The organism is Flavobacterium pokkalii (assembly GCF_014596575.1).
GTDB classification, from domain to species: domain Bacteria; phylum Bacteroidota; class Bacteroidia; order Flavobacteriales; family Flavobacteriaceae; genus Flavobacterium; species Flavobacterium pokkalii.
Genome location: NZ_NASZ01000001.1, coordinates 232495 through 258871 on the forward strand (window position 1 = coordinate 232495; position 26377 = coordinate 258871).

15 protein-coding genes and 1 tRNA gene are annotated in these 26377 nt (G+C 35.0%); 3 read left to right on the top strand and 13 right to left on the bottom strand.

What is annotated here, in order from left to right; genetic code table 11:
* The 6 genes from B6A10_RS01055 to B6A10_RS01080 all read right to left on the bottom strand — a co-directional run bounded on the left by B6A10_RS01055 (position 1) and on the right by B6A10_RS01080 (position 8889).
* Entirely contained in the window at positions 1 to 474 is a 474-nt protein-coding gene (locus B6A10_RS01055; protein ID WP_026713015.1) for an FKBP-type peptidyl-prolyl cis-trans isomerase, read from the bottom strand.
* A gap of 115 nt (positions 475 to 589) precedes the next feature.
* Positions 590 to 1930 (bottom strand): DUF5689 domain-containing protein, encoded by a 1341-nt coding sequence (locus B6A10_RS01060; protein ID WP_188219368.1) that lies wholly within the window; start codon positions 1928 to 1930, stop codon positions 590 to 592.
* Positions 1931 to 1948: 18 nt separating this feature from the next.
* Complete coding sequence (locus tag B6A10_RS01065) at positions 1949 to 4786, bottom strand: peptidase associated domain and porin domain-containing protein (RefSeq protein ID WP_188219369.1); 2838 nt, start codon at positions 4784 to 4786, stop codon at positions 1949 to 1951.
* 341 nt (positions 4787 to 5127) lie between these two features.
* Positions 5128 to 6375, bottom strand: coding sequence for an MFS transporter (locus B6A10_RS01070; protein WP_262891608.1), 1248 nt, complete (start codon positions 6373 to 6375; stop codon positions 5128 to 5130).
* Positions 6376 to 6521: 146 nt separating this feature from the next.
* Positions 6522 to 7562, bottom strand: a complete 1041-nt coding sequence (locus B6A10_RS01075) for a Gfo/Idh/MocA family oxidoreductase (protein WP_188219371.1) — start codon at positions 7560 to 7562, stop codon at positions 6522 to 6524.
* Positions 7563 to 7821: 259 nt separating this feature from the next.
* Positions 7822 to 8889 carry an NADH:flavin oxidoreductase/NADH oxidase gene (locus B6A10_RS01080; RefSeq protein WP_188219372.1) on the bottom strand — a complete coding sequence of 356 codons (1068 nt, stop codon included), beginning with the start codon at positions 8887 to 8889 and terminating at the stop codon, positions 7822 to 7824.
* A gap of 154 nt (positions 8890 to 9043) precedes the next feature.
* Here B6A10_RS01080 and rseP point away from each other — a divergent pair, with 154 nt between their 5' ends.
* The 3 genes from rseP to B6A10_RS01095 all read left to right on the top strand — a co-directional run bounded on the left by rseP (position 9044) and on the right by B6A10_RS01095 (position 10941).
* Positions 9044 to 10390 carry an RIP metalloprotease RseP gene (gene rseP / locus B6A10_RS01085; RefSeq protein ID WP_188219373.1) on the top strand — a complete coding sequence of 449 codons (1347 nt, stop codon included), beginning with the start codon at positions 9044 to 9046 and terminating at the stop codon, positions 10388 to 10390.
* 134 nt (positions 10391 to 10524) lie between these two features.
* Positions 10525 to 10598: transfer RNA gene (locus B6A10_RS01090), tRNA-Asn, on the top strand.
* Between the two features lie 58 nt (positions 10599 to 10656).
* Entirely contained in the window at positions 10657 to 10941 is a 285-nt protein-coding gene (locus B6A10_RS01095; RefSeq protein WP_188219374.1) for a GIY-YIG nuclease family protein, read from the top strand.
* 334 nt (positions 10942 to 11275) lie between these two features.
* Here B6A10_RS01095 and B6A10_RS01100 read toward each other — a convergent pair whose 3' ends face one another.
* The 7 genes from B6A10_RS01100 to B6A10_RS01130 all read right to left on the bottom strand — a co-directional run bounded on the left by B6A10_RS01100 (position 11276) and on the right by B6A10_RS01130 (position 26146).
* Positions 11276 to 13762 carry a glycoside hydrolase family 31 protein gene (locus B6A10_RS01100; protein ID WP_188219375.1) on the bottom strand — a complete coding sequence of 829 codons (2487 nt, stop codon included), beginning with the start codon at positions 13760 to 13762 and terminating at the stop codon, positions 11276 to 11278.
* A 105-nt stretch (positions 13763 to 13867) separates the two neighbouring features.
* Entirely contained in the window at positions 13868 to 17845 is a 3978-nt protein-coding gene (locus B6A10_RS01105; protein ID WP_188219376.1) for an ATP-binding protein, read from the bottom strand.
* Between the two features lie 189 nt (positions 17846 to 18034).
* Complete coding sequence (locus B6A10_RS01110) at positions 18035 to 19633, bottom strand: RagB/SusD family nutrient uptake outer membrane protein (protein WP_055091757.1); 1599 nt, start codon at positions 19631 to 19633, stop codon at positions 18035 to 18037.
* A gap of 16 nt (positions 19634 to 19649) precedes the next feature.
* Positions 19650 to 22934, bottom strand: a complete 3285-nt coding sequence (locus B6A10_RS01115; protein WP_238929347.1) for a SusC/RagA family TonB-linked outer membrane protein — start codon at positions 22932 to 22934, stop codon at positions 19650 to 19652.
* A 189-nt stretch (positions 22935 to 23123) separates the two neighbouring features.
* Entirely contained in the window at positions 23124 to 24296 is a 1173-nt protein-coding gene (locus tag B6A10_RS01120; protein WP_188219377.1) for a FecR family protein, read from the bottom strand.
* An 87-nt stretch (positions 24297 to 24383) separates the two neighbouring features.
* A complete protein-coding gene (locus B6A10_RS01125; RefSeq protein WP_188219378.1) occupies positions 24384 to 24983 on the bottom strand; it encodes an RNA polymerase sigma factor in 600 nt (199 codons plus the stop codon).
* A gap of 329 nt (positions 24984 to 25312) precedes the next feature.
* Positions 25313 to 26146, bottom strand: coding sequence for an SMP-30/gluconolactonase/LRE family protein (locus B6A10_RS01130; protein ID WP_188219379.1), 834 nt, complete (start codon positions 26144 to 26146; stop codon positions 25313 to 25315).
* Positions 26147 to 26377: the final 231 nt, after the last annotated feature.

The window sequence follows — 26377 nt, forward strand, 5'->3', positions numbered from 1 at the left end:
CTAATTTACCTTAAGCAATTTTACTTCAAAAACAAGTACCGAACCTCCCGGAATACTTCCATAATCATTACCGCCATATCCTAATTTAGCCGGAATGACTAATATTGCACTTCCGCCTTCTTTCAGATATGAAATTCCTTCAGTCCAGCCTTTTACTACTTGGTTCAACCCAAAAGAAATTCCTTTTTCGTCACTTTGATCAAAGACTTTTCCGTCCATAAAATAACCTTTGTAAGCCACGGTTACATTTGAAGTTGGCGTAGCCTGAGCACCGGTTCCCGGATCTTGGATTACATAATACAATCCAGACTCGCTTTTAGTTCCTTTAAGTCCTTTTTCAGCAACATATTTTTCAATTTCTTTTTCGTTTTTAGCGATATACGGAATCTCGCTTCCTGCTTCACTCGATTTACTTTCTTTTTTACAAGAAATAAAAAGGGTCATAATTAATACTGCCGATAATAGCTTTTTCATAATATATATTTTTTAATGCAGTCAAATATAATAAAATTCGATAATGCATCTAAAATTTAAAATCAACATCATTGATAAGCAGGGTTTGTATTTTAATGACGAGCCGCTTTTTTACTTAATCTCCATAAATTTGTACATCATCCAATTGAAAAGCACCGTCTAAGGTCAAATTTTTTCCGGAACCGATGTATTTGAAAGCAATATTAATTTTTCCGGAATAGCCAGATAAATCAATTGCACCTGAACCAATAAATTCGTACCAGGGTGTTGTTTGAGTTGGTATTCGTGCCGAAATTGGAATCCAGGTCGCTGTTTTAATATTTGCACCGTCAAAATTGGTTGAAACATATACTTTAAGGGTGTTTAAAGGTGAATCTACATCGAGATGATGTTGCGCGGTTCTGAACGAAAACCTTTCATTAGTATGCGTATCCATATCAATTTTTGGCGAAATCAACCAAACAATATTCGATGCTACTTTTGTTCCTGTAATCGCAAATTCAGCGTAACCATTAGTGGAAGTGATTCCGCCTTTCCAAACAATCGCTCCGGCTTCTATAATATTACTCCAACCCGGTAAACTTAAATTGGTTCCATCTGAAACCGATTGAAAATCTTCGACAAAAAAAGGAATGTTTCGGGTTTTGGACATTTGAACATCACTTTCTTTTCGGGCAATTAACTGATAATCGGAAGCATATTTGGTTAAAACGCCCCGTACTTTCCCACTTCCTTCCGGAACAATATTTTTTGAAAAATCAGCATAAGTGTTCGTTCTGAAAATCAGTTGATTTCCTTTTTTGTCAACCAAATTCCAATTGGTCGCTCCGCCTACATCATTCGTTTCTTCATAATAATGGCGACTAATAGCGGCTTCCGTAAACTGCACATCACTCAATTCGATAAGTGTATTCAAATGAGAATCATTGATTTCGCCCAAATCAATAGCATGAACTAATTGCTCTTCTTTTACATTGGTACAGGAAGCGTTTAATACTTTTTTATAATCATTTTGCGAAAGCCTTCCCACACCGCCCTGATTATAAGCATTAACATACAAACTGCCAATTCGCAAGCCTCCATAATACAAATCCGTGTATTGATTTTTCAATTTGATATAAACTTTATTCCCAATTCGATAATCAACATAAAGATTCGTTGCATCTACCGGCACACTACAACCAACCGCCGGAGTGGTTTCTGTCGCTAAAGTTTGTAACGAAATTGTTTTGAAAAAATTCCCGTTTTCATCGCTCGAAACCACATAAGCTTCAATGACATCGTCATACGGATATTGAGCCACAATTTCTGCTGCGGTTTGCTGAATATTTTCAACCGTTTTGTTGACCGGAAAATCGGGTTGGCTACAAGTCAATTTTGGAATTTCTGTCGGATCATTGGCACAGCCTTCCAAAACCAATAATATTAAAAACAATGGAAAAGTATAATTTTTCATAACAGTTGGATTTTTAAATTAAAAACTGAAATTGAGATTTATAAAGTAAGTCCGGCCGTAACCGTAATAATATTTGTTTCCAAAAGAAGGTGTACCACTGGAAATATCCTGGTTGAGTTGTCTGAAATTGGCATTTCGCGCCTGTTCATAGCCGCCGGTTTTATATTTTGTGTCCAACAGATTATTGATACTGGCAAATAATCCAACATTCATTTTCTTAGTACGCCAGGATTTTCCGCCTAACAAATTGACTAAAAAAGCCGAATCCAATTTTTCCTGTTGCAATAATTCAGCAGCTCTTTCTTCTGTGGCTTCTGGGAAAGGGAAACCGCTTGCGGGATTTGTATAAAACCTATTGGTTCTTGAAATTGGTGAAACATCAATATAATTTTCTGCTAAAAAGTTAACATTAGTCCCAATCCACCAATATTTAGGATCCCGATATTCCAAACCCAGAGAATACGCCTGCTGCGGCATTCCGGCCTGCTTGTAATTTTTTAAAAATGCTGTTCCGAAATCAAAGGAAGGATTGCTGTTTTCGGCCGTTGCTACAGCATCGTTATTGATACTCACATTCGGATTGCTGTCAAAGGTATATTTGCCATAAGCAGCCGAAAAAGTGGTTTTGAAAGTAGGAGTCATTTGGTATTCCAAACTAAATTCGGCTCCGATATTTTTTCGGTCTAAATGCGTCAGCGTCTGACTCACAAAAGCATTGGTGTTCGTATAGCCGGCTTCATTATCAAATATTCCTTCGGCATAAAAAAAGCTGATTTTAGTTGCGTTTTTTATATTCGAAAAATAAGTTGTCAATCGGGTTTTGATTTTAGGAGTTCTAAAAATATAAGTCGCATCCAAACTGTTGAGTGTTTCATTTTCTAAACCGTCAACGATAGTATTATTCAATCTTGCATTCGAAAAACTATTCCTTAAATTGGGCGCTTTGGTCAAATGAGCGGCATTAAATTGGAGTGATTGTTTGCCCGAAATTTTAAAAAGCATACCGCCTTTAAAACCAAAATTTTCAAAATTTAATTTTTGGCTTTTGCCAAAGGAAATCGTCGGGTAAATTCCGTTTTTGTACAAACCTTCTCTTTGATATTGGGTTTTCGAAAAAGTTTGCGCCAGATAAAAATCAATTTTGTGATACGAAAATTTAAATTGCGTGAAAGCATCTATAACCGTTGCCAAAAACCGGTAATTATAGCCGTAAGTATCCCCAACTTTTACCATTCGATTTGGATTGTTCAAATCTGATTGTGCTTGTGTGCCGTTATAAAATCCGTCAATATCTACAAAATAAGCACCACCCAACAAATCGGTTAATTTTTGGTAATTGTGTGATTGCAAATCCCGAAACGAAATTCCGGCATTGACTATTAGATTTTCACTGAGTTGGGAGTTAAAATTCGAATTTACTGCCAGTGTTTTATCATCATTTCGGTCTTCATACAACACATAATGACTTTGAGCCGCTTCGTAACCAATGATATTCGAATTGGCATCCGTCACAGGATTTTGATTCGCCCGATACATCACTTCCCAATCGATTTGCGGATTGGCTAAAAATACCAATCGGCTTTTCTCGGCATTTTCATAATCCGGAATAAAATCACCGGAGAATTCGCCATTATCCGGAGCATACATCGAACTGTAATAACTCGGCATTTTCCGATAATACGTTGGATCCGGACTGTTAGCATTTTGATAATCGATGTTGCTATTGGCAATTTTTCCAAACTGATACAGCACCGCGGAATTCAAATTCGTATGATCGTTAATTTTGAAATAATGATTCAGCATCACCATAGGTTCTTCAACGGTTTTTACTCTCGAATTTCGGATTTTACCATTTTGATAGCCCCAATAGGAATTGTAGGTTTCGCTGGTTAAATGAGTTACTTCGGCAGTATTAGGCGAATTTTTCCCTCTTTCGTTTGGGGTGTAAATTCCGGTAAAATTGAGGGAATGTTTGGTATTTAATTTCTTTTCGATACTAATAAATAGCGAATTAGCATCATAATTTGTGCCTTCAAAATGGCCTTCCTGTGCATAACGTTTTCCGGCAGAAACCACATAAGTCCAACCCGATTTTTCCATCCCGGAAGCATACGTGGCCATAGCCCGCCAACGATAATTAGTATTGGTTCCCGAAAAAGTAATGCGACTTCCGGCGCGATAAACTGAAGCTCTGGTATTGATTTGTTGAGCACCCAAAATTCCTCCAAAAGTATAATCGGAAGGAGTAGTGCCAATGGAAAGTTCCTGATTTCGGGTCGCATCGTTGAGTCCGCCCCAATTGTTCCAATTCGGCCGTCCGTCATAAATTTTGTTCATTGCAATTCCGTTTAGCATTGTAGTGGCATTTTCGCTGTCCAAACCCCGAATTCTAAAACGCGCCTGTCCCCAATTGAAAGCGGCCGCCTGTTGAAAAGCGTCTTTTGAAGACTGCAACAATCCCGAAGTACTTTCGGAACTGCTGTTATCATCGGCTAAATCTTCATCAAAAATTTGAACAATTGCAGCCTGCTGATCGGTAATTTGATCCAATTCTAACAAGACTGTTCCTAAATCTACCGCTAAAGTATTTTGAGTTGAAACCGTAAACAGGGCGTCTTTATATCCCTGACTGTGAAAAAGCACTAAATAGTCGGCTGCGGGAATCGCTTCAAAAATCACGACTCCTTGAGCGTTGCTAAGTTGGGTGAAATTGGTATTTTGTATCGAAACCACCACAGCCACGATCGGTTGGAGTGTTTTAGCATCCAAAACTTTAGCCGAAATGCGGGATTGTTCCTGTGCGAATGTTGCACAAACTGCTCCAACACCAAAAAATAAAACAAGTAAACGCCTCATAAACCAATAGAATTAATCCTGAGTTTTTCTTTTCAAAAAAGAAAATCAGGTAGCAATACAAACTGAAAACTGGAATTACCGATTTAGAAATTGTTCCTTTTTTCAGGAAAATTTCAATAATCGCAGGCAAACTTGTTTTGGAAAATTTACAAAATCAAAAAGTGGTGGTATTAAGCGATTTATAAATAGCTTATCACTTTTGACGAATTAAAAGTAAGAAAAAAATTATTTAAACAAAGATTTTTTAAAAGATTTTTTTCAAATAAAAAAACCTTAGCTGCGATTAGTTTTTCTATAATCATAGCTAAGGTTTTATCTTTTTTAAAAATCGAATTAGAATGCTACTGAATCACCTTGATTCTTGGTACTAAAAAAGCAATAATAATTCCGAAGATTCCAATAAAGGCAAAAGAAAATCGCAACCCAAACAATTCGGCTATGTAGCCAATAACAGGTGGTCCCATTAAAAATCCAAGGAAACTTACACTAGAAACTGCCGTTAAAGCTTCACCGGGAGGAATCGTAGGATGTTTTCCGGCGATGCTGTATAAGGTTGGAACAATAGTCGAAACACCTAATCCTACCAGCATAAATCCGATTGTGGACGGAACTAAAAAAGGTAAAAATACCGCTGTAAAAAGTCCGGTTGAAATCAGTATTCCTCCGGTTTGGATGACACTTTTTCGACCAAATTTATTAATCATTCCATCACCCAGAAAACGTCCGGTAGCCATCATAATCATAAACGAAGTATATCCCAAAATAATCAACGGACCAGGCGCCTGAACAATATCTTTAAAGTAAATTCCGCTCCAGTCAAACATAATTCCTTCGCTGGCCATCGATCCAAAACCAATAATTCCCAACCAGATTAAAGCCGTATCCGGTTTAGAAAACAGCTTTTTCTTTTCGGTGGATTTTCTTTTTTCTTTGGCTTTTACCAAAAATTTATAATTGAGTGCAATCAAAATCCAGGTCATGATACCTACAATGATAAAATGATGGTGCGGCGTTAAGTCTAATGCCATCATTCCTAATCCTACCAAAGCTCCTGTAAAACCAGCAAAACTCCACACGCCGTGAAATGAAGCCATAATTGTTCGGTTAAAAAGTTGTTCGGTATAAACGCCCTGAGTATTTACGGCAATGTTGTTCATATTTCCAAACATTCCAAACAAATAGAGTCCTAAAGCCAGCTGCCAGGCATTGGTAGCCAAACCTAAATTGGTCATACAAAAAGCATACATACCTAATGACAAAACTACCAATCGATGACTCCCGAAACGGGTAACTAATTTTCCTGAAAAAGCCATCATGGTCAATTGTCCTACCGGCAGGGCAAATAAAATTGAGCCCAAATCGGCATCGCTAAGATCAAGTGCCACCCGAATATCCGGAATTCTACTCGCCCAGGTTGCAAAACACAATCCCATTCCGAAATAAAAAGAGGAAACTGCAATACGCACTCTGTTCAGATAAGAAACTTTAGCGTTTCTAAAACTCTTTTTAATTTTTCCCTGCGCTCTGAAGCTTCCTATAAAATTTAATCGTAACAAAGGCTTTCTGTTTTTTAGTGAATGAAGCTGCAAAAATACAAAAAGCAATTTTGAGCTGTTCGAAATTTGGCTTTAAGACTCTCCTAATATATCGTTATCGTTTATAAGTTTATGTAAAAAAACAACCGCAGATTCGCTGATTAAATATAATTTGCGGTCATAGATTATACGTAAAAATTTTATAAATCAACTACTCTTTTTTCGGTATTACTCAGGATTGCAGCTTCAATAATTCGCATCACATTGAATCCATCCTGAGCAGTAACCGGCTCAACAGTATCATTTGTAATAGCATTGTAAACCCCGTCAAAAAAGTCATAATAATTCCCCTGAAGAGTCGGAATTTTGCCATGCATAATTTTTCCATCAATTTCTGTATGTAAAAAACCTTCTTTGTCTAGTGGTTCTGTTCCCCAATCAGTCAAATTAGGCTTTTTCATCACTTTCAAATCGTCTTCCTGAACATCGCCGCGATGTTTTAAAAACGAACCTTTTTTGCCGTGAATCACATAAGCCGGATTAGGTTCGCGGACAAAAAAACCGGCTTTTAATCGCACTCTCAAATCTGGGTAAAACAATGAAATATCAATCCAGTCATCCACCACCGAATTTGTTCTGGTAGTGCGAATATCAGCAAAAACCGACTTTGGTAAACCAAACAAATACAAGGCCTGATCAATAATATGCGGCCCCAAATCTTTTAAAACTCCGGAACCGGCATTGACCGTTTCCTTGTGTGCTTTTGGACTCAACAACGGATTGTATCGGTCAAAATGGAATTCGGCTTCGACAATTTCGCCCAAAACACCGTCATTCAAAATCTGACGCACGGTTTTCAAATCACTGTCCCATCTTCTGTTTTGGAAAACGGCTAATTTTAAATTTTTAGCTTTTGCCAATGTGGCTAATTCTTCGGCTTCGGCAGCTGTGGTGGTAAAAGCTTTCTCCACAATGGCATGCTTTCCGGCTTCTAAAACTTTTTTAGCATATTCAAAATGCGTATCAATTGGCGTATTTACCACTACCAAATCGGCATCCGAAGCCAAAACCTCTTCGATAGTGGCATAACTTTGTACATGCGGATAATCTTCCTGAATGAGTTTTTTACTTCGTTCCCAGGAACCTAATAACTCAAATCCCGGATGCAATTCTAAAAAAGGTGCCTGAAACACTTTGCCTGACATTCCATAAGAAAGTAAAGCCGCTTTTATTTTTTTCATATTTTTATTATTTGTCAAACATTAAAAATTATTTTTTCACCATTAAGAAATTAAGAAAAATAAGTCTGCTCTTTCTTAATGAAACTTAATGCCTTAATGGTTTTTATTTTTTGTAAACTTTGCGAAAAATTTTGTGTCCTTTCCGTTAAAAATTTTTGCCACAGATTACACGGATACAACAGATGAACACTGATTTTTTTATAATTCTTTTTGTTCTTTGCGGAAAACTTTGTGTCCCGATAGTTATCGGGATTTGCGATTAAACCTTTTTCGCTCGTTCATATTGTTTTGGCCAATCAATTTCAGTTTCTAAAGCTTTGGCAAAATCCAATCCTAAATTTGGATTACGAAGTGATTCTCTAGCAAAAAGTACCAAATCAGCTTTTTCAGTTTGCAAAATAGCTTCTACCTGATGAGCTTCGGTAAGTAATCCCACAGCTCCGGTTAAAATTCCGGTTTCTTTTTTAATTTTTTCGGCAAAAGGGACTTGGTAGCCTGGTTCTAAGGCAATTTTTTGGTAGGAAACCAATCCTCCCGAAGAAACATCAATTAAGTCGACACCTTTTTCTTTTAATATTTTCGAAAATTGTATCGATTCTTCAATATTCCAGCCGCCATCCGCCCAGTCTGTCGCCGAAATTCTAACGAATAACGGCAAATTCGACGGCCATTCGGTTTGAACTGCTTCAAGAACTTCCATTGTAAAACGGATACGGTTTTCAAAACTTCCGCCATATTCGTCGGTTCTTTTATTTGATAAAGGCGACAAAAACTGATGATTTAAATAACCATGAGCCGCATGAATTTCCAAAACTTCATACCCTGCCTGAACAGCTCTTTTGGTTGCTGCTTTAAAATCGGCGATTACTTTTTGGATTCCGTTTTTGTCTAAAGCTTGTGGCGTTTCCTCATCATGATAACCAATTGCAGACGGTGCCACCGTTTGCCATCCACCATTAGAAATATCTAATTTTTTATTGCCTTTCCAGGGCGAAGTAACACTGGCTTTTCGACCGGCATGCGCCAATTGAATTCCCGGCATCGCATTTTGACTTTTGATAAAAGCCGTAATCGCTTTCATTTTTTCGATATGCTCGTCTTTCCAAATTCCTAAATCTTCCGGAGAAATGCGTCCTTCGGGAGCTACTGCAGTTGCTTCCTGAATGATTAATCCGGCACCACCACTGGCGCGACTTCCTAAATGTACCAAATGCCAATCATTAGCAAAACCATCAACAGATGAATATTGGCACATAGGTGAAATCGCAATTCGATTTTTAAAACGGATATCTTTTATTTGTAAAGCTGAAAATAACAAAGAAGCCATAGGATTTGTTTTTTAAGAAACGTAAAGTTACGCTTCAAAGCGCAAAATGAAAATTATTAACAAACATTTATTACCCTAGGTTTAAGGTAAATCTTTGCAACTAAAATAGAAAATGTTACTTTAGCCGAATTATATAAAGAACTGAAATTAAAAAATGGAAATAATTATCAAGCTTTCTCAATTTTTATTGAGCTTATCATTACTGATTATTCTTCACGAATTAGGACATTTTATTCCTGCCAAATTATTCAAAACCAGAGTTGAAAAATTCTATTTGTTTTTTGATGTGAAATTTTCACTTTTCAAAAAGAAAATCGGTGAAACGGTTTATGGAATCGGTTGGTTGCCACTGGGCGGTTACGTGAAAATTGCCGGAATGATTGACGAAAGTATGGACAAAGAGCAAATGGCTCAGCCACAACAACCTTGGGAATTTCGTTCTAAACCGGCTTGGCAACGTTTAATTATTATGTTGGGAGGAGTTACTGTAAACTTTATTCTTGCTTTTATTATTTACATCGGAATGGCTTTTGCCTTTGGCGAAACTTATATTGCAAATGCTGATTTGAAAGACGGACTTTTGATTGAAAATCCGGCTATGATTAAAGCAGGTTTCCAAACGGGAGATAAAATTTTGGCGGTTGACGGAGTTCAAATTGCCAAATTTGACAATGACATCAACATGAAAATCGCAATGGGTAAAGAAGTTCTTATTGAAAGAAACGGTGCTCAACAAAGCATAAAATTACCAAATGATTTTATTGATCAGTTATCTACCAAATCTGAAAAAATACCTGTTGTTTCAATTCGTATGCCTTTTGTAATTGGAGCTGTAAGCGATGAATCTACTAACAAAAATTTACAGGCAAAAGATATTGTTCTTTCGTTAAACGGTCAGAAGACGAAATATTTTGACGAAGCCAAAACTATTTTGGACAGTAATAAAGGAAAAACTATTTCGGCTGTGGTTTTACGTGACCAAAAAGAAACTCCAATTCAACTTAATGTGAACAAAGAAGGGAAATTAGGAGTGCAGCTAGGCGGTTTAGGAATGGATTCTTTGGAAAAATTGGGGTATTATAAAGTAAGTACACAGGATTTTGGCTTTCTGGAATCTATTCCAGTGGGAATTGAAAAAGGGAAAAATCAATTGATTGGTTACGGAAAACAATTAAAAATGATTTTTAGCCCAAGCACCGGAGCTTATAAACAAGTGGGTGGATTTGCGGCTATATACAATATTTTTCCTAGCACCTGGAGTTGGGAAGTGTTTTGGAACATCACCGCTTTGTTATCAATTATGCTTGGTGTAATGAACTTATTGCCTATTCCTGCACTGGATGGTGGACATGTAATGTTTTTATTATACGAAATTGTTTCCGGTAAAAAACCAAGTGATAAATTTTTAGAAAACGCCCAAATGGTTGGTTTTGTATTACTTATCACGCTGTTGTTATTTGCTAACGGAAACGATATTTATAAGGCTATTGTAGGTAGATAAAAAAAATCGATTTTTTTTGATTTTTTGTTTGCTACATTCAAAAAAAGTCTTATATTTGCATCCGCTAAGAACAAGCTAACAGCGCTTAAATTTAGCTAACAAAAACGTTCCTTACGCATATTAAATATACAGTTTCCTCCTTAGCTCAGTTGGTTAGAGCATCTGACTGTTAATCAGAGGGTCCTTGGTTCGAGCCCAAGAGGGGGAGCTTTTATTAGAAAGCCTTTACAGTAATGTAGAGGCTTTTTTTGTTTAAATCTTATTGTATGCATTTTGTTTATATCATTTATTCTTCACAAACAGACTCCTATTATATAGGTGAAACTTCAAATTTCCAACTTCGATTGGAATGGCATAACTCAGGCGAATTTGCCAATTCTCATACTAAAATATCTAGAGATTGGGTTTTATTTCATTTGATTGAATGCATTGATATAACTCAAGCCAGAAAAATAGAGAGACATATAAAAAACATGAAAAGCAAAACATATATTTCGAACCTCAAAAAATATCCTGAAATTTCTCAAAAACTATTACTAAAATACAGTTAATAAACCCAGTTAATCAGAGGATCCTTGTCCCGATAGTTATCGGGACGAGCCCAAGAGGGGGAGCTTTTTATTGGAAAAGCCATTCGGACATGGCTTTTTTTATTTCCATACTCTCCAAACTACCGCAAATACTGGACATGACGTCGATTACCATTACAGGAATTAGTTCGAAAACCGTCATTTTCTATAATTAAATTTTCAGGGTAAATTATACTCAAAAAACTCGCTTTTCCCGCGCCAGATAAGTGGTTGGATAAAGAACTGTAAAAAATATGCCCTTCAATTGCCTATCTATGGTTAGACAATTGAAGGGCAATTATATTCTCTGATGGTTTTATAATTTTACAATCTTTTCTTTACCATCGTATGAGAGTGTTTTATTAAAATTAGTAGTTGGGTTCTCTCTAAACTGTTTTCCATCAGTTACAATTACAATATTAAACTTTCTGTTTTTTAGCATACCGTTGAAACTACCTCTTCTTTTTCCAATCATTAAGGCTTGAGTTTTATCGTTCCATTTAAAAGTAATAGTTGAGTAAGCACCTTTCTCGTAATTGTAATTATCATTTTCATCTTCATATAAAGTAAACTCCCCATCGGCTCCGGGATATACACGGATTTCTAAATTATCCCATTTTTTTTCCGTAGCATATTGTACTTGTGGTCCAAAAGGAATTATGCTTCCTGATTTGATATATAATGGAATCTCATCAATTGTTGTTGCTTTGGTTATTTCCTGTCCACCATTAATTTTTTCGTTGGTCCAGAAATCGTACCAGGATGTTCCTTTCGGTAAATATACTTTTGTTGATTTCACCTGAGCAAAAGTAGTTTCTTGTATTTTTGCACTATTTGTATCCTCATTTTTATTCCAGCCTGTTTCTTCGTTTGATTTTACAATAGTCTCAGGTGTATATTGTGCATGAACAACAGGTGCAACTAAAATTGATTTACCAAATAGATACTCATTATTCATGTCAACCACTTTCTTATCATCGAAATCCATTACCAAAGCACGCATCATGGTCGATTGATTTTTTGTAATATCCCATGAAGCGGAATAAATGTATGGCAACAGTGAATAACGTAAATCAATGGTTTTGACTATAGCATCATAAATAATGTCTCCTTTTTTTCCGAAATTGTATATTTCTCTGGGAATATCAGTACCATGAGAACGCATCATAGGGGTAAATGCACCAAACTGCATCCAGCGTACATACAATTCCTGAAATGATGGATTCTTAGTTCCGTCACCCCATCCTTTTTTGTAAGAACCTGCAAAAAAACCTCCAATATCCGTATTCCAATACGGAATGGCACTCATAGAAAAGTTCAAACCAGCCGGAATCTGATTGCGCAGAGACTGCCAGGATGAATTAACATCACCCGACCAGGTATTAGCACCATAACGTTGTTGTCCTGCAAAAGCGGAACGTGTAAGAATAAAGATTCGCTTATCTGAACTTTCTGCACGCTGGTGTTCAGAAACTCCTCCTACGGTCATCAAAGGAAAAGCATTACGCACCTTTCGGAAAGAACCTAAATAGGTTTTAATATCAAAATCCGAAGGTTTAAAATCCAAGTGGTCAGGTTCTGACGAATCAATCCACCAACCATCAATACCTACTGAAAAAAGACCTTTACTAAGATACTTCCAATAAATGTTACGAGCTTCCGGATTATATGGGTCATAAGGTTGAACTCCGGATGGATAGTCCCGATTAGGAGGCCATGATTCAACACCAGATTGCGGCCAGGTACCAAAATTTAAAAGCATCCCTTTTGGTTGCATTTCCCGAAATTGTTTGGTTTGTGGTCCAAATGAATTCCAGATAGATATAATCATGTGTGCATTCATATTGTGAATATCATCCACCATTTTCTTTGGATTTGGAAATTCAGTATTAAGAAATTCCATCGCATTCCATAAGTAATTATTGCCCCAATACTGCCAATCCTGAATAATTCCGTCCAGTGGTACTCCAAGTTCACGATATTTACTCACAACCCCAACTAATTCATTTTGACTTTTATAACGCTCCTTACTTTGCCAATAGCCAAAGGTCCATAAAGGAAACATAGGAGCTTGTCCGGTAAGTTCTCGCATACCCGCAATAGAACCGTCAATATTATCACCAAGTATAAAGTAATAGTCAATACAATCGCCCACTTCTGATTGAAATGAAGTACTTTCGGGTTTATCCTCAAAAATAGTTGGAGAGTAATTGTCCCAAAATAATCCGTATCCTTTAGTAGATACTAAAAAAGGAACATAATCATCAACATTCCCTTGTACCATATTGATTTTGGCATTACGCAACGATAACTGACCACGTTGTTGTTGTCCCAAACCATATATAGCTTCGTCTTGATCTAATTTAAACTCTTGATTTACATTGTATGTTTTAGATCCTGCATCATTAAAATCGGTAAAACTTGCGCCTGATGCTGTCTCGCTTAAAAGTGCTGACCCGGCAAGAGAGTTAAAAGAAACTTTGCCCGATTTTACATCAATAGTCACTTTCAATTTTTTACTTTGCAAAGAAACAAGATCTCCTTTTTGTTGAGTGGTGAATTTAATGGACTCTGGTTTTTTAATTACAGACAGACTCTCTTTTTTGAAAGCAATTCCTTTCGGTGATTTTAAAATACGTACAATCGTTGGACTGTAAAATTGGATTTCAACATCCAGTGCCTGGAATTTAGTTTTTACTCCAAGAGTTGTTTTTTGATAATCTTGAGCTGTTAAGGACGAAAAAGAGAATAATACCAGCAATAGCAAGTACTGCGGATTTTTACTCAGAAATGCATTTCTCATTTGGTTTAATTTTTTAGTTAATCAAAGAACCAAAATTATTTTTTATCATTTAAAGAAACAGGTACACTATGTTGTTTTCATGGGTGCATTTGGTTGTTTATTTTTTTATAGCAGTTCATTATCAGTATTTCTTTCACTTTGCGCATACTTTGAAGGACTTACTCCAAAAGCTTCTTTGAAATATTTACTGAAATATTTTTGAGTATTAAAGCCCACTTTTTCGGATACCTCAGCAACCGAATATTGTCTCTGAATTAATAGTTGAGCGGCTCGTTTTAATCGAATGGAACGAATGAATTCCGAAGGAGAAAGTCCTGTAATGGATTGTAGTTTTTTATACAAAACGGTTCGATCCATAGCTAAATCCCGGCTGAACTCCTGAACAGAATATTCGGCATTATCCATGTTTTTTTCCAGACAAGAAAGTGCCTTTTCAATTAATTGTTCATCGAGTGATGTTATGGTAATCTCTTTGGGGTTCACTTCTAATTTTTGAGAAAAAGTAGCTTGACGAAGGTTCTTCTGCGCAATCAGTTTCTCTATTCGAAGCAACAAAATATCGAGATTAAAGGGTTTAGACAAATACTCGTCAGCTCCGGATTGATAACCTGTAATTTTGAGCTCTTCGGAGGAACGAGCGGTTAATAAAATTACCGGAATATGTGAAGTTTGCAAATTGGATTTTATGCTTTCGCATAATTCAAAGCCATTTACTTTAGGCATCATCACATCGCTTATAATCAAATCAGGAGTTATTGACAAAGCCATTTCTATACCTACTTCACCATCAGCTGCTTCAAAAACTTCGTATGTATTAGCTAACTCATTCACGAGAAAAGACCTTAAATCCTCATTATCTTCCACTACCAGAATTTTCTCTTTTCTTACATCTGCTTGCAAACTTTGATTCTCAGTTAAAAGCTTTGAATCTGTATTTTTTACTTCCAAATCTGTTTTTAACGGAACAAGATGAGTTGGAATTGTTATTGTAAATACTGTTTTCACATTGGGCTCACTCGTTACGATAATTTCTCCCGAATGCAATTCTACATATTCTTTTACCAGATGCAAGCCAATGCCACTTCCCCCTTGAGTTGTTGTGGCTTGATAAAAACGTTCAAATAAATGCGGCATATCTTTATCAAGAATTCCCGAACCCGAGTCGATAACTTCTAAATGAACTGCATCCGCATTTTTTTGCAAAATACTAAGTTTTATAGTCCCTCCTTTTGGCGTAAACTTAAATGCATTCGACAATAAATTATTGATTACTTTATGTAATTTATCTTTATCAAAATACATAAATAACTCTGAAACATTCGATTGTATTGAAAATTCAATTTGTTTTTCCTGAGCCAATTTGCTGAATAATTCTTCAAATTGTTTTACAAAATCTACCAAGTCACCAAAAGTCAGATGCAGTTTTTCACCCGAAATTTCCAATCGCCTAAAATCCAATAATTGATTGACCAAATGCTGTAAATTAATAGCATGACGGTAGACTAAACGAATTCTTGATTCTAAATGAGTTTCTTTTATTTCTTTCAATATCGATTCGAGAGGCGTAATAATTAAGGTAAGTGGTGTGCGGAATTCATGGCTTACATTAGTAAAAAAACTAAACTTCATTTCATTCAGTTTTTCTTCGTTCTTCCTCATTATTTTTTGAGTGGTCCATTGTTTGTAATATCGCAAAGCAAAATAGAGCAAGAATAAAGCTGTTGCTAAATATAAAATATATGCCAAAGGGGTTTTCCAAAAAGGCGGATGAACTATGATGCTAATTTGTGAATAATCATCAGTCCATGCCCGACTATTGCTGGCGGTTTTTACTTTTAATACATAAGTTCCGGGCGCCAGATTAGTATAGGTGGCACTTCCTGTTCCGCTTTTAGCCACTATTTCCCGCCAATTATCATCAACTCCTTCCAAACGATATCGGTAATAGGTTTGTGTAGGATTGACATAATTTAGCGCAGAGAAATGAACCGTTATAAAATTCTGATTGTAATTTAACTCTATGCGACTGGTTGTAGCAGTTGCTTTTTTCAGTATCGTTTTCCCGTCATAGGATTCCCCTACTTTTACTTCACTGCCAAAAAGCTGTAGCCCCGTAAACAATGGTTTTTGTAATTGCTTTAAATCCCGGGGCTTTTTTAAATCAATAACATTAAAACCATTTACACCTCCCATGAATAACTTTCCGATTTCATCGGTATAAATAGCATTGGTAACAAATTCATTTTCAATCACACCATCATAATGATTAAAATTAGCAATAGCAAAATCAAGCTGTTTTCCTTTGTTGTTGACTGTTATTCGGGAAATACCGGCAGCGGTTGTAACCCATAGCTTCCCCTGTTTGTCTTCCGCAATAGCCTTAATACTGTTATTGACCAAACCATCATCGGTATAGAGCGTATGAAATTCTTTTTTTAGGGGATTCCAAACATTTAGTCTATCCTGAGTACCCAGCCAAACTATCCCCCGACTGTCTTTAAAAACACAGCTATAGTGCTGATTTTTATTGTTCAAAATTTTATTAAAAGGTTGACCAATGTGTTGTTTTTTATAATTATACACAAATAATCCTGCGTCACTTATTCCTATAAAAGTCTGCTTGCCAAAAGGAATTAATTGAGAAACGGAACCTAATCTTTCCCCATTCAACTTCGGTTGCAACAATTGGGCATTTCCAGTTGTTGAATTAAATTCAACCAATCCTTCGGTTGCTGCCAGTAAAAATTGATTTGCTGATTGCTCAACAATGTTTCGGCAATGGTATTGTAACTCAATAGGTTTTATCTGATTGTTTTGTAAACAATACATCCCTTTATTTCTGGTACAAATCCAAATCCTATCTTTGGAATCTTTTGTCATCGAAAGACAATCGGCATCAGCTGGTAAACCTTGGAAAACCGAGAGCGTATTTTTTTGAAAATTATAGCTGTACAATCCATTTCTTGTCCCTATCAGAAATGTATTCGGTGTTATTTCTGTAAAACAGTTTATATTAATATCCTTATCCTGAGTGCCAAAAAATGTTTTACCAATATTCTTGAATTTAAAACGATCGGGATGATAATACAACAGCCCATGATTAAAGGTCCCAATCCAGAGTCCGCCTTGTGAATCATTATAAAGGGTACTGGCTTCCGTATGTACCTGCGTTCCGTCAACCAATTTAAACGAGGGAATAAATTGTTTCTCTTTTAAATTTTTATCAATAAACCATAACCCAATAGCACAACTCACCCATAAATTACCTCTACTATCCACAGAAATAGTGTTGAGCCAATAATCGGTTTGAAGTATTTTTTTGTGCTTTCGGTTCTTAATATCATAAGCCAACATAAGACCGGCAGAACCATTTCTTATTTGATACAATGAATTATTTGATTGAACGACCATTAGGGTTCGATTGTATCGCTTTTGCTCTTCTTCTGATAAAGAATTGGTTCTAAACAGTTCTTTAGCTGTTTTTAAATCATAACAAACGATTAATCCGTTTCTATAAAAAAGAAAAAGCTGTTTCTGAATTACTGCTATATCATAAAGTTGGTCTTTAATGCCATTGGGAGTGGAAACATTTTGAAGAAAAACAGTAGCTTTCTCTTTTTGAGCATCTTTAAACAAAAGCTTATCAGAGGTTGTAAGTATCCAATAATTTTGGTAAGCGTCCAGAAAAAAGTCGGCAATTGACTCCCGGATTCCCATAGAGGATAATACTTTTTTTGGATTTTGTTCAAAGCGTTCCTGTTTAATATCAATAAGCATCAGTTTTCCTTTGTCTTTTATCCACATGTAATCTTTGTCTACATAGCTGTGGTGAAATCCGTTATAGTCGGTTAAAGGATAATTGGTATTGCTTTTTTGATGTAAATATTTAAAGGATGTTCCATCGTAAATATTTGTTAATCCTTCGGTAGTAATAACCATTCTCCCATCCTGAAGTTGCGAAATAGTACGGATCCTATTGTCGGAAAGTCCATCTTTGGAATCAATTGCTGAAAAGACAAAAGAATGTTGCGCACATAGTGACACATAAAAACAAAAAAAACATCCAAGTAAAATATAACGCATTGTGGCTATTTATCTATTTCGAATAACTAATCTACAAAAAAAAGAAGAACTTGGAATAAAAGTTTCTTTTACTCCAAGTTCTCTGGCTAACTTTGACAAATTGTTTTTTTAAGTGATTTTAATATTTTTCTCTTTTCTGAAAAGAATTAACTAATAATTAATGGCGAACAAAAGCTCGCCATTTGATATTTATTTTATATATCCTGGATTTTGATCAAGATTAGAATTTGTCAGTAATGCATCATTAGGAATAGGAAATAAATTAAAATTATTGTTTTTAGTTGCATTATGTGAAAACCATGATTTTGTTGAAAACACACCAAATCTGATAAGATCCTGACGACGGCGTCCTTCTTGTGTAAACTCCCAACCTAACTCATCAAGAAATCTACCCATAACAATATCGGCACCGCCTTCAAAAGTCTGAGAATTTTTATCGCGTCTTCCATAATCATAATTGCTTCCTAGCATCAATTGCGCATCGGTTACTATAGCTAATGCAGGATTATTTTTAAATGCTCTTTCGCGAACTTCTGTTACCAAAGTACCAGCTCCTGGCTGTCCAGCTCTTAGTAAAGCCTCAGCTTTCATAAGTAATATGTCTGCATAACGAAACATTGGCCAATCATTACTTAAACGATTTGTAGCGCCAATAGCATACTCAAATTTACCCCAACGAAGGCCATCATCTTTATCAGATTCATCTATTGAAGGAACTGCATTTGTATAATTAATTGATAATGGTTCACCAGTAATAGCATATTGTTGGCCAGCAATAAAATTCTCTTTTAAACGAATATCATTTGGATTATAAGAATTTATAAATTGTGGAGTGGCACAAACTCCGCCCCATGGAGAATTTGTAAATTGATATGTTTTTTGATTTTCACTTGCCAGAGTGTACATATGAAAGTCAAATGCATTCCAATCTTTTACATATTTCTCATCAAAAGGAAGAGCAAAAATTATTTCATTTGAATTTTCATTCTCAGTAATGAATACATTTTTTTGATTTGCCTCTAAAGAATAATGACCAGAATTTATTACGTTATCACAAGCAGTGATACATTCAGCCCACATAGTTTGTCCACGCCATACCTCAGCATTAAGATACATCTTAGCCAGTATTGTATTAGCTACCCATTTGTTGATTCGTCCATAATAAAGACCTCTTGGGGTTTCTGACAAAACTCCTATATTATCTTTAATTTCTTTTACTATAAAATCAAAAACTTCGGCTCTGGTAGCTTGTTTTGGCAAACTTGTATCACTAAAATCAGTAACAATTGGTACATTACCATATAAATCCACTAGGATATAATAATATGAAGCACGAAGTACTTTAAGTTCAGCTAGAAGTCCTGTTTTTCTTTCGTCGTCAACAGCAATTTTGCCAGTTTCAATTTGGTATATTATTCGATTACAGGTGTTAACTCCTTCAAAAGTACGACTCCATGGTTGCAACACACCATCATCACTTGAAGTCCAGGTATGTTCATGCATTCTTTTATAAGCATAACCATCTACCCAACCTATACCTGTTCGTGCAGGAAGTACATCCTGATCTGCAGGAAGTTCCTGAGCTCTTACAACTCCATTCCATAAAAGCATTGTTTTTCTCCAAGGTATATATGCTGCATTTACTAATGCACTAATATCTGTTTCTGTACTTGGTGTATAATTTTCTGAAATAACAGATCCATAACTGTCATCAACTAATTCAGTACACGAAAAGGTACTAAATAACATAGCAATACTTATTGCTAAAAATATATTTCTTGTTTTCATTGTATTTTTTTTGAAATTAAAATTGAGCTTGTACTCCAAAAGTAAAAGAGGTTATAGTAGGATATCTACTTCTGCTATCTACACCAGGATTCAATCCTGATGTGTTAACCTCAGGATCAATACCTTTATAACCTGTAATTGTTAATACATTCATTACAGTACTATAAAGCCTTATAGATTTAAAAATAGAAGACTTCATTTCTTTGAATGAGTAACCAAGTGTTATATTATCAATTTTAACATAATCTCCGTCTTCAACATAATAGCTATTAAACTGAGGTGCTATTGTATTATTCAATAATGTTTTTCCAAATACTAAATCATTTACTGAGGAAAGACGATTATCAGCATATCCGTTTTGAGTACCTTCATAGTTCATACGAGCTTCATTAACTACCTGAAAACCAAAAGCACCACGAATGTTTACATTTAAATCAAAATTTTTGTATCTAAATGTGTTAACCCAGCTGGCATACCATTTTGGTAATCCGTTACCAATGACACGTCTGTCTGTAGGACTTTGAGCAAAATCATCATAATTTACTCTTTCATTTGCCGCATTTAAATACACCCACTTACCTTCTTCATCTACATCTACCACTTTAAAGCCATAAAAATTACCTACTGGCTGACCAACCTGTACTCTGTGGGATGAAGTTGTCATTCCTTCAAAATTTACATTTCCAGTATCAAAATAATCAAATTGCGTTTTAAAGGCTCCATCCAAACTTTTAAGTTTATTTTTGTTAGTCGAATAGGTTCCTGTAGTTGTCCATTCAAAATCATTAGTTTGCACTGGTATTCCAGATACTAAAACTTCTAAACCTCTATTTTGCATTGTACCTCCATTAGCAACAATTGTAGGGTATAAATTTGGAGGTGTTGGTACATTATAAGAATATAATAACCCATCTACATTACGATTATACGCGTCAATAGACCCTGATAAACGACCGTCAAACATTGAAAAATCAACACCTATATTTGTTTCTTTCTTTTCTTCCCATCTTAAATCAGGATTTGGATTTGAAGCAGGTGTAATTGTTCTAACCCATTGCCCGTTTACTAAAGCAAAATCACCATATTGTAACAATGCTACACCAAGAAATGAATTTGCAGGTTGTGAACCTGTAACACCATAACCAGCACGAAGTTTTATTTCGTCAAATAAAGTCTGGTTTTTCATAAAATTCTCGTTGGTTATTTTCCACCCTAAAGAAACCGCAGGAAAGGTACCCCAAGCATTATTTGTTCCATAAAGCTGACTAGCTCCTTCATGACGTAAACTTGCCATTAAAAGATATTTATCATCATAGGCATAAGTCATACGACCAAAGAAGCTGATTAAATTTGCATGATTTTTAGAACTATTCATTGTTGCAAGACCCAATGGGAGCGCTGAACCTGCTCCTATATTATGCCATCCGCCAAAATAATCATCCTGAAAACCGTAGTTAGACATATTAGATCTTTCAATATCAGATTCAATATAACTATAACCGCCTAATACGCTGAATTTATTCTTATCGATTGTTTTATCGTATTTAGCCGTAAGTTCTGTTTGTTTTTCCATTCGATTAAATCCTGAAATAGATGAATACCCCGGAAAACCATATACTGTTGCTGATGAATGTTGAAGTGTTTCTGAATAGCCAGTTGCTCTATTTTCTTTCACATAAGAGAAAAGGGCATTAAGAGTTAAATCCTTAATGGGATTGTATGTTAATGTACTATTGTATCTGATTTCAGATGTTTTAACATTACCATCAGCCTCATTCAATAATGCCAGAGGATTTAGATAATCCAATTTGTCTTTATTTTGATAATATGTACCATCTGCATTATAAATAGGATCTGTAGGATTTCTGCGTAAGGCCTGCCAATATGCTCCACCGTTAAAACTACCTGCATCTGATGTGGATGTAAATTTATTTTCCCTTCCTAAAATAGAAAATTTCACTAACAACTTATCATCAAACATATGATGGTTGATTTCAATACGGCCTCTAAAAGTATTATTGTCTGATTTTAGCATAATCCCTTGCTGGCTGTTGTAGTTAAGATTAGCAGCATAGCTTGTTTTAAAACTTCCTCCTCGCATAGAAAGATTGTGTACATGAGTGATTGGTGTACGGGTGATTTCATTAAGCCAATTTACATCACTACCCTTGTCATATTGTGGGTAAAGTTCTCTAAACTTTTGACTGGAAAGCATATCTAATTTATTTGCAATGCTGGATGTACTTACATATCCTGTGTACTGAACATCATCAATTTCTCCTCCTTTTGCTTTTTTAGTAGTAATTAAAATTACACCGTTAGTACCACGTGTTCCATAAATTGCTGCAGCTGATCCGTCTTTAAGCACGTCTATGCTCTCAATATCCTCCGGCGCAACAGTATTAAGCGCTCCGGGAATTCCATCAATAAGTACTAATGGATCTGTGTAAGCACCTGAAAGTGTGTTGTTGCCTCTAAGTTTAATTGAGGTTACTGCTGTAGGATCACCACTTGTATTAGTTATGGCCAGACCAGCTACTTTACCTTGTATAAGCTGACCGGCATCTTTTACCTGCCCCTGATTAAAATCTTTAGAGGAGACTTTTGCTACTGCACTAGTTACATCACCTTTTTTCTGAGTACCATAACCCACAACAACTACTTCATTTAAATCAGAGATGTCTTCTTTCAAGCTTACATTAATCGTTTTTTGATTTGTAACTATAATCTCTTTTGTAGTATATCCAATATAAGAAAACAATAAAACATCTTTTTCAGAAGCTTCAATAGAATAGTTTCCGTCTAAATCTGTAGTAGTACTTTTATTAGTACTTTTTACCAGAATCGTAGCCCCGGGTAAAGGTAATCCTTGCTGATCTGTAATTTTACCTTTAACTACATTTTGCTGTACTAAAAGCAAATTAGTTGATTCTTTTAGTCTTTCATTTTTAGGGATAAACGAAATTGTTTTGCCTTCAATAATCCAGGTAATTGGTGTTGCCGCTACGGCTTGTTCTAGTACTTTTTCTACAGGAACATCTACGACATCAATAGATATTGGTTTAACTTCTTTTAAAATGGCCATATCATAGAAAAAAACATAATCTGTTTGATTTTTTATGACCGATATTACTTTCTTAAACGGGACATTTTTCCCTGATAAAGTAATTGTTTGTGAGGATACTGCTGCTGAAACTTGAAAAGTTAGAGCAACAACTAATACGGATGTTAATTTCATAACTTTCCAGGCGTTAGCAATTGGCCAATGGTTTTTTGGCTTGGTTTTTGGTAATAATTTCATAATTTTGGTAATGATTTTGGTTAATAATAAATTCTCCTTGCTTGGTTTATCTATCTATTTTCCATTAATTGTTCGTTCCTCTTTATTATTTTAGGAACTAGCCAGCAATGCTACCAACATTTGCTGGCTTTTTTTATGGTTAACAGATACATATTTTATATAAAAAGGGTTTCCCCATTTTAATCTAAATTAGGGTATCACTCTTAAAATATTTCCATCTATTTTAAAATGGACTTTATTTTTTTCTAAAATTTTCAATACTTGTGATAATTGTAAATTTCGTTGTATTTCTCCTTCAAAAATTCTTTCAGGTATGTCTTTTTCAAATACAACATCTACATTATACCAGCGACTTAGTTGGCGTAAAACTGTTTGAAGACTAGCTTTTTCAAAATAGAATACACCGTTTTTCCACCCCATCACTGCTTCTATATTTACATTGTCATTTATAGTAATGACGCCAGATTTTTGTTTTTGAGCTTGCTGTCCGGGTTTTAACAGTACTTTTTTAGTTTTCTCAGTAATTAACACGCTTCCTTCTAAAAGAGTAGTATTTACACTGGTTTCGTCATCATACGCATTTATATTAAAATGAGTCCCTAATACATTTACCAGCATATTATTAACAACAACCCTAAAAGGTCTCTTTTTATCTTTGGCAACTTCAAAATAAGCTTCTCCGGTTAGGATTACTTTTCTTTCGTTTGGAGCAAAAGAAGTTGGAAACATAATTGACGAAGATGCGTTAAGCCATACTTTTGTACCGTCTGATAATTCCAGATTATATTGTCGCGCTCTGGGAGTAGTCATGGTATTGTATGCTAATTGAGCATTCTTACTCGTTTTATATACCAGTTTGCCATTCTTTTTTGAAACAAGAGTGTTGTTTTGATTCGCCAATACTCCATTTCCAACACTATCCAAAACAATTTTGGAACCATCAGAAAGTGTTAATATAGCTCCTGATTTCCCTGGTGCTTTGTCATTTTTTTCTTTAGATGTTATTACACTAGTAGATGGGGCTTCTTTTTGGAAGAGGGTAAAAGTTCCAATGCCAATAGCAACAATAATACTTGCAGCTATCGCTATTTTTTTCCAATTGAGCATGTTTACAACTGGTGTCTCTTTCGTTTTTGAAGAAGTTTTCATTTTCTTTTTAAGTTCGTCAATGAACTTTTTAGTCAACTCAGGACTGATGGAAGGAATTTCTACAGAATCATAATTTTCCTGAAGAATAGTATTTAGCTCTTCTGAATATTTAGGATTGTCCAACATTGTGAGTAGCATGGTTTTTCCTTCAGGGGTGATTTCTCCTGAAATAAACTGCTCCATAAGCTCTTTGAACACTTTTTTTTGATACATAAATACAAATTTAAAAACGACATTAAAAGCCGTTTAATTATAAAGACGAGATTTGTTTGCTAAAGTGGCAATGAAAAATGAAAAAATTTATTCGAAAAAAAACGATCCTAATAAAATTATAGTCAAAAAACTGATGATATGGTGATTGTGAAGATAATTTCTAAGAAAATTTAAGGCATGCATCAGATGCCAACGAACCGTTCTTGTTGCCAGACCTAATTTTTTGCTTATATAATCGGCATCTTTTCCTTCCATGCGGCTTAATAAGAAAACTGAGCGTCTGGGTTCGGGTAAAAGTGCTGCTCCTTCGTTTATGATCTTAACTAATTCCTGAAATTCAAATTGCTCATCAGGTTTTAAAAATAACTCTTGTAGTTTTTGATCTTTCAATGTATCAGTTTCTACCAATTTTTTTCTAATATGACTAATAATTAAATTACGACTCACAATAAAAAGATAATTTTCAAAACTTTTTACTTCAGCTAATTTGTCTCGTTTTTCCCAAATTTGAATAAAAACATCTTGGGTTAATTCTTCGGCAATAGAATAAGATTTAACAAAACTTAAGGCGTGTTGTAGCACTTTTTGCCAATATTTTTCAACTAATTTAGAATAAGATAATTCGTCGCCTGATGCAATACTCAATAGAAGATCAGATTCATTTGAAAGTTTCAAATTAGAGTTCATACTATTAGATTGGCTATTAATTTATAGAATAAGATAAAAGCAAACATAATTAAAATACCTTAAGTAACAATTATTAAGGATTAAATAATAGGGGAGGCATTAGCAAAAAGAAAATAAAAGTTGATGGTATATTTAGAATCTATTTTTTTAAAATCCCAGACTTAAATGATATAATTTCTCTAAATTAACTATAAATTGGTTTGAAAAAACGATATTTTCGGGAGCTTTTTTGTGCTAAATTTTCGAGTGATAGCAAGAAATAAAAAAATCCTTTGCTTTCGGAAAAGGATTTTTATGCTATATCTCATTCTGGAAAAGAACAATAAAAACTAATTTTGGTTCACTAATAATTTGTAAGCAATCACGCTGTTATGGTTAAAGGTGGGAACGTATATCAAATTTTCCTTTTCATTATATCCTAAATCAGCAGTATTCATCTGCCCTTGAACATCTTGTAATTTTCGAATTTCGCCATTGGCTTTTACATAATAAATCAATCCCGCCCAACAGCTAACTATAAAATCACCATTTTTAAGTTTTTCTAAACCATCTCCTGATTTTTCAAAACCTTTAGCTAAAACACTTATATTTTTCTTTTCATCTATTTTCCAAAGTTCTGTATTGGCTAAAACATATAATTCTTTATCAATCCATTTTAATCCATTGGCATTGGTTACGTTTTGTAAATAAAGTTCGCTTCGGTCATTTTTAATGCAGTAAATTTTATTTGCACGGGTATCTGATACATAAACCACACCTTTGTTATCTACCGTTATATCGTTCAAAAATATAGCATTTTCGATTTCTAATTTATTAATGATTTTTCCGCTCGAAATATCAATACTTACTACTGCGTCTATATCTGCCACGTAAAGTGTTTTTTTATAAAGTGCTAAGCCTTTAGGTGCGTTTAGGCCTTCAATCCACTTTGCGTTTTTAATACTGCCATCAGTATTAAGGACAGCAATGCCTCCTTTTCCGTCTTTTGCATTACCGGCGCCATCTATCAGACTCACAAATAAGCTTTTTTCAGTCGCACTATACAACACCGATTCAGGTACGGCTAAATTTGAAGTTTCCCAAACAGCTTGTGAAAGTTTTTGGGCTTTTGCAGCAAAAGTTAATGTCATAAAGACGAGTAAACTTAAAAATTTGTATTTCATATTAGTTTAATTTTTGTTTTTTTAAGATTTGACTTTATAGCCTAACAAAAATATTGATTTCAGATTCAGGAACGAAAAATTTTTCGGAAAGACGATTAGCAACGATAGTCTTTCTACAACTATAAACTTTTTAAATCTTATTACGAATTAACAACTCTTTTATTTGCTACATTCAAAAAACCTCTTATATTTGCAACCGCTAAGAACAAGTCAACCGACAAACTTAGCAAA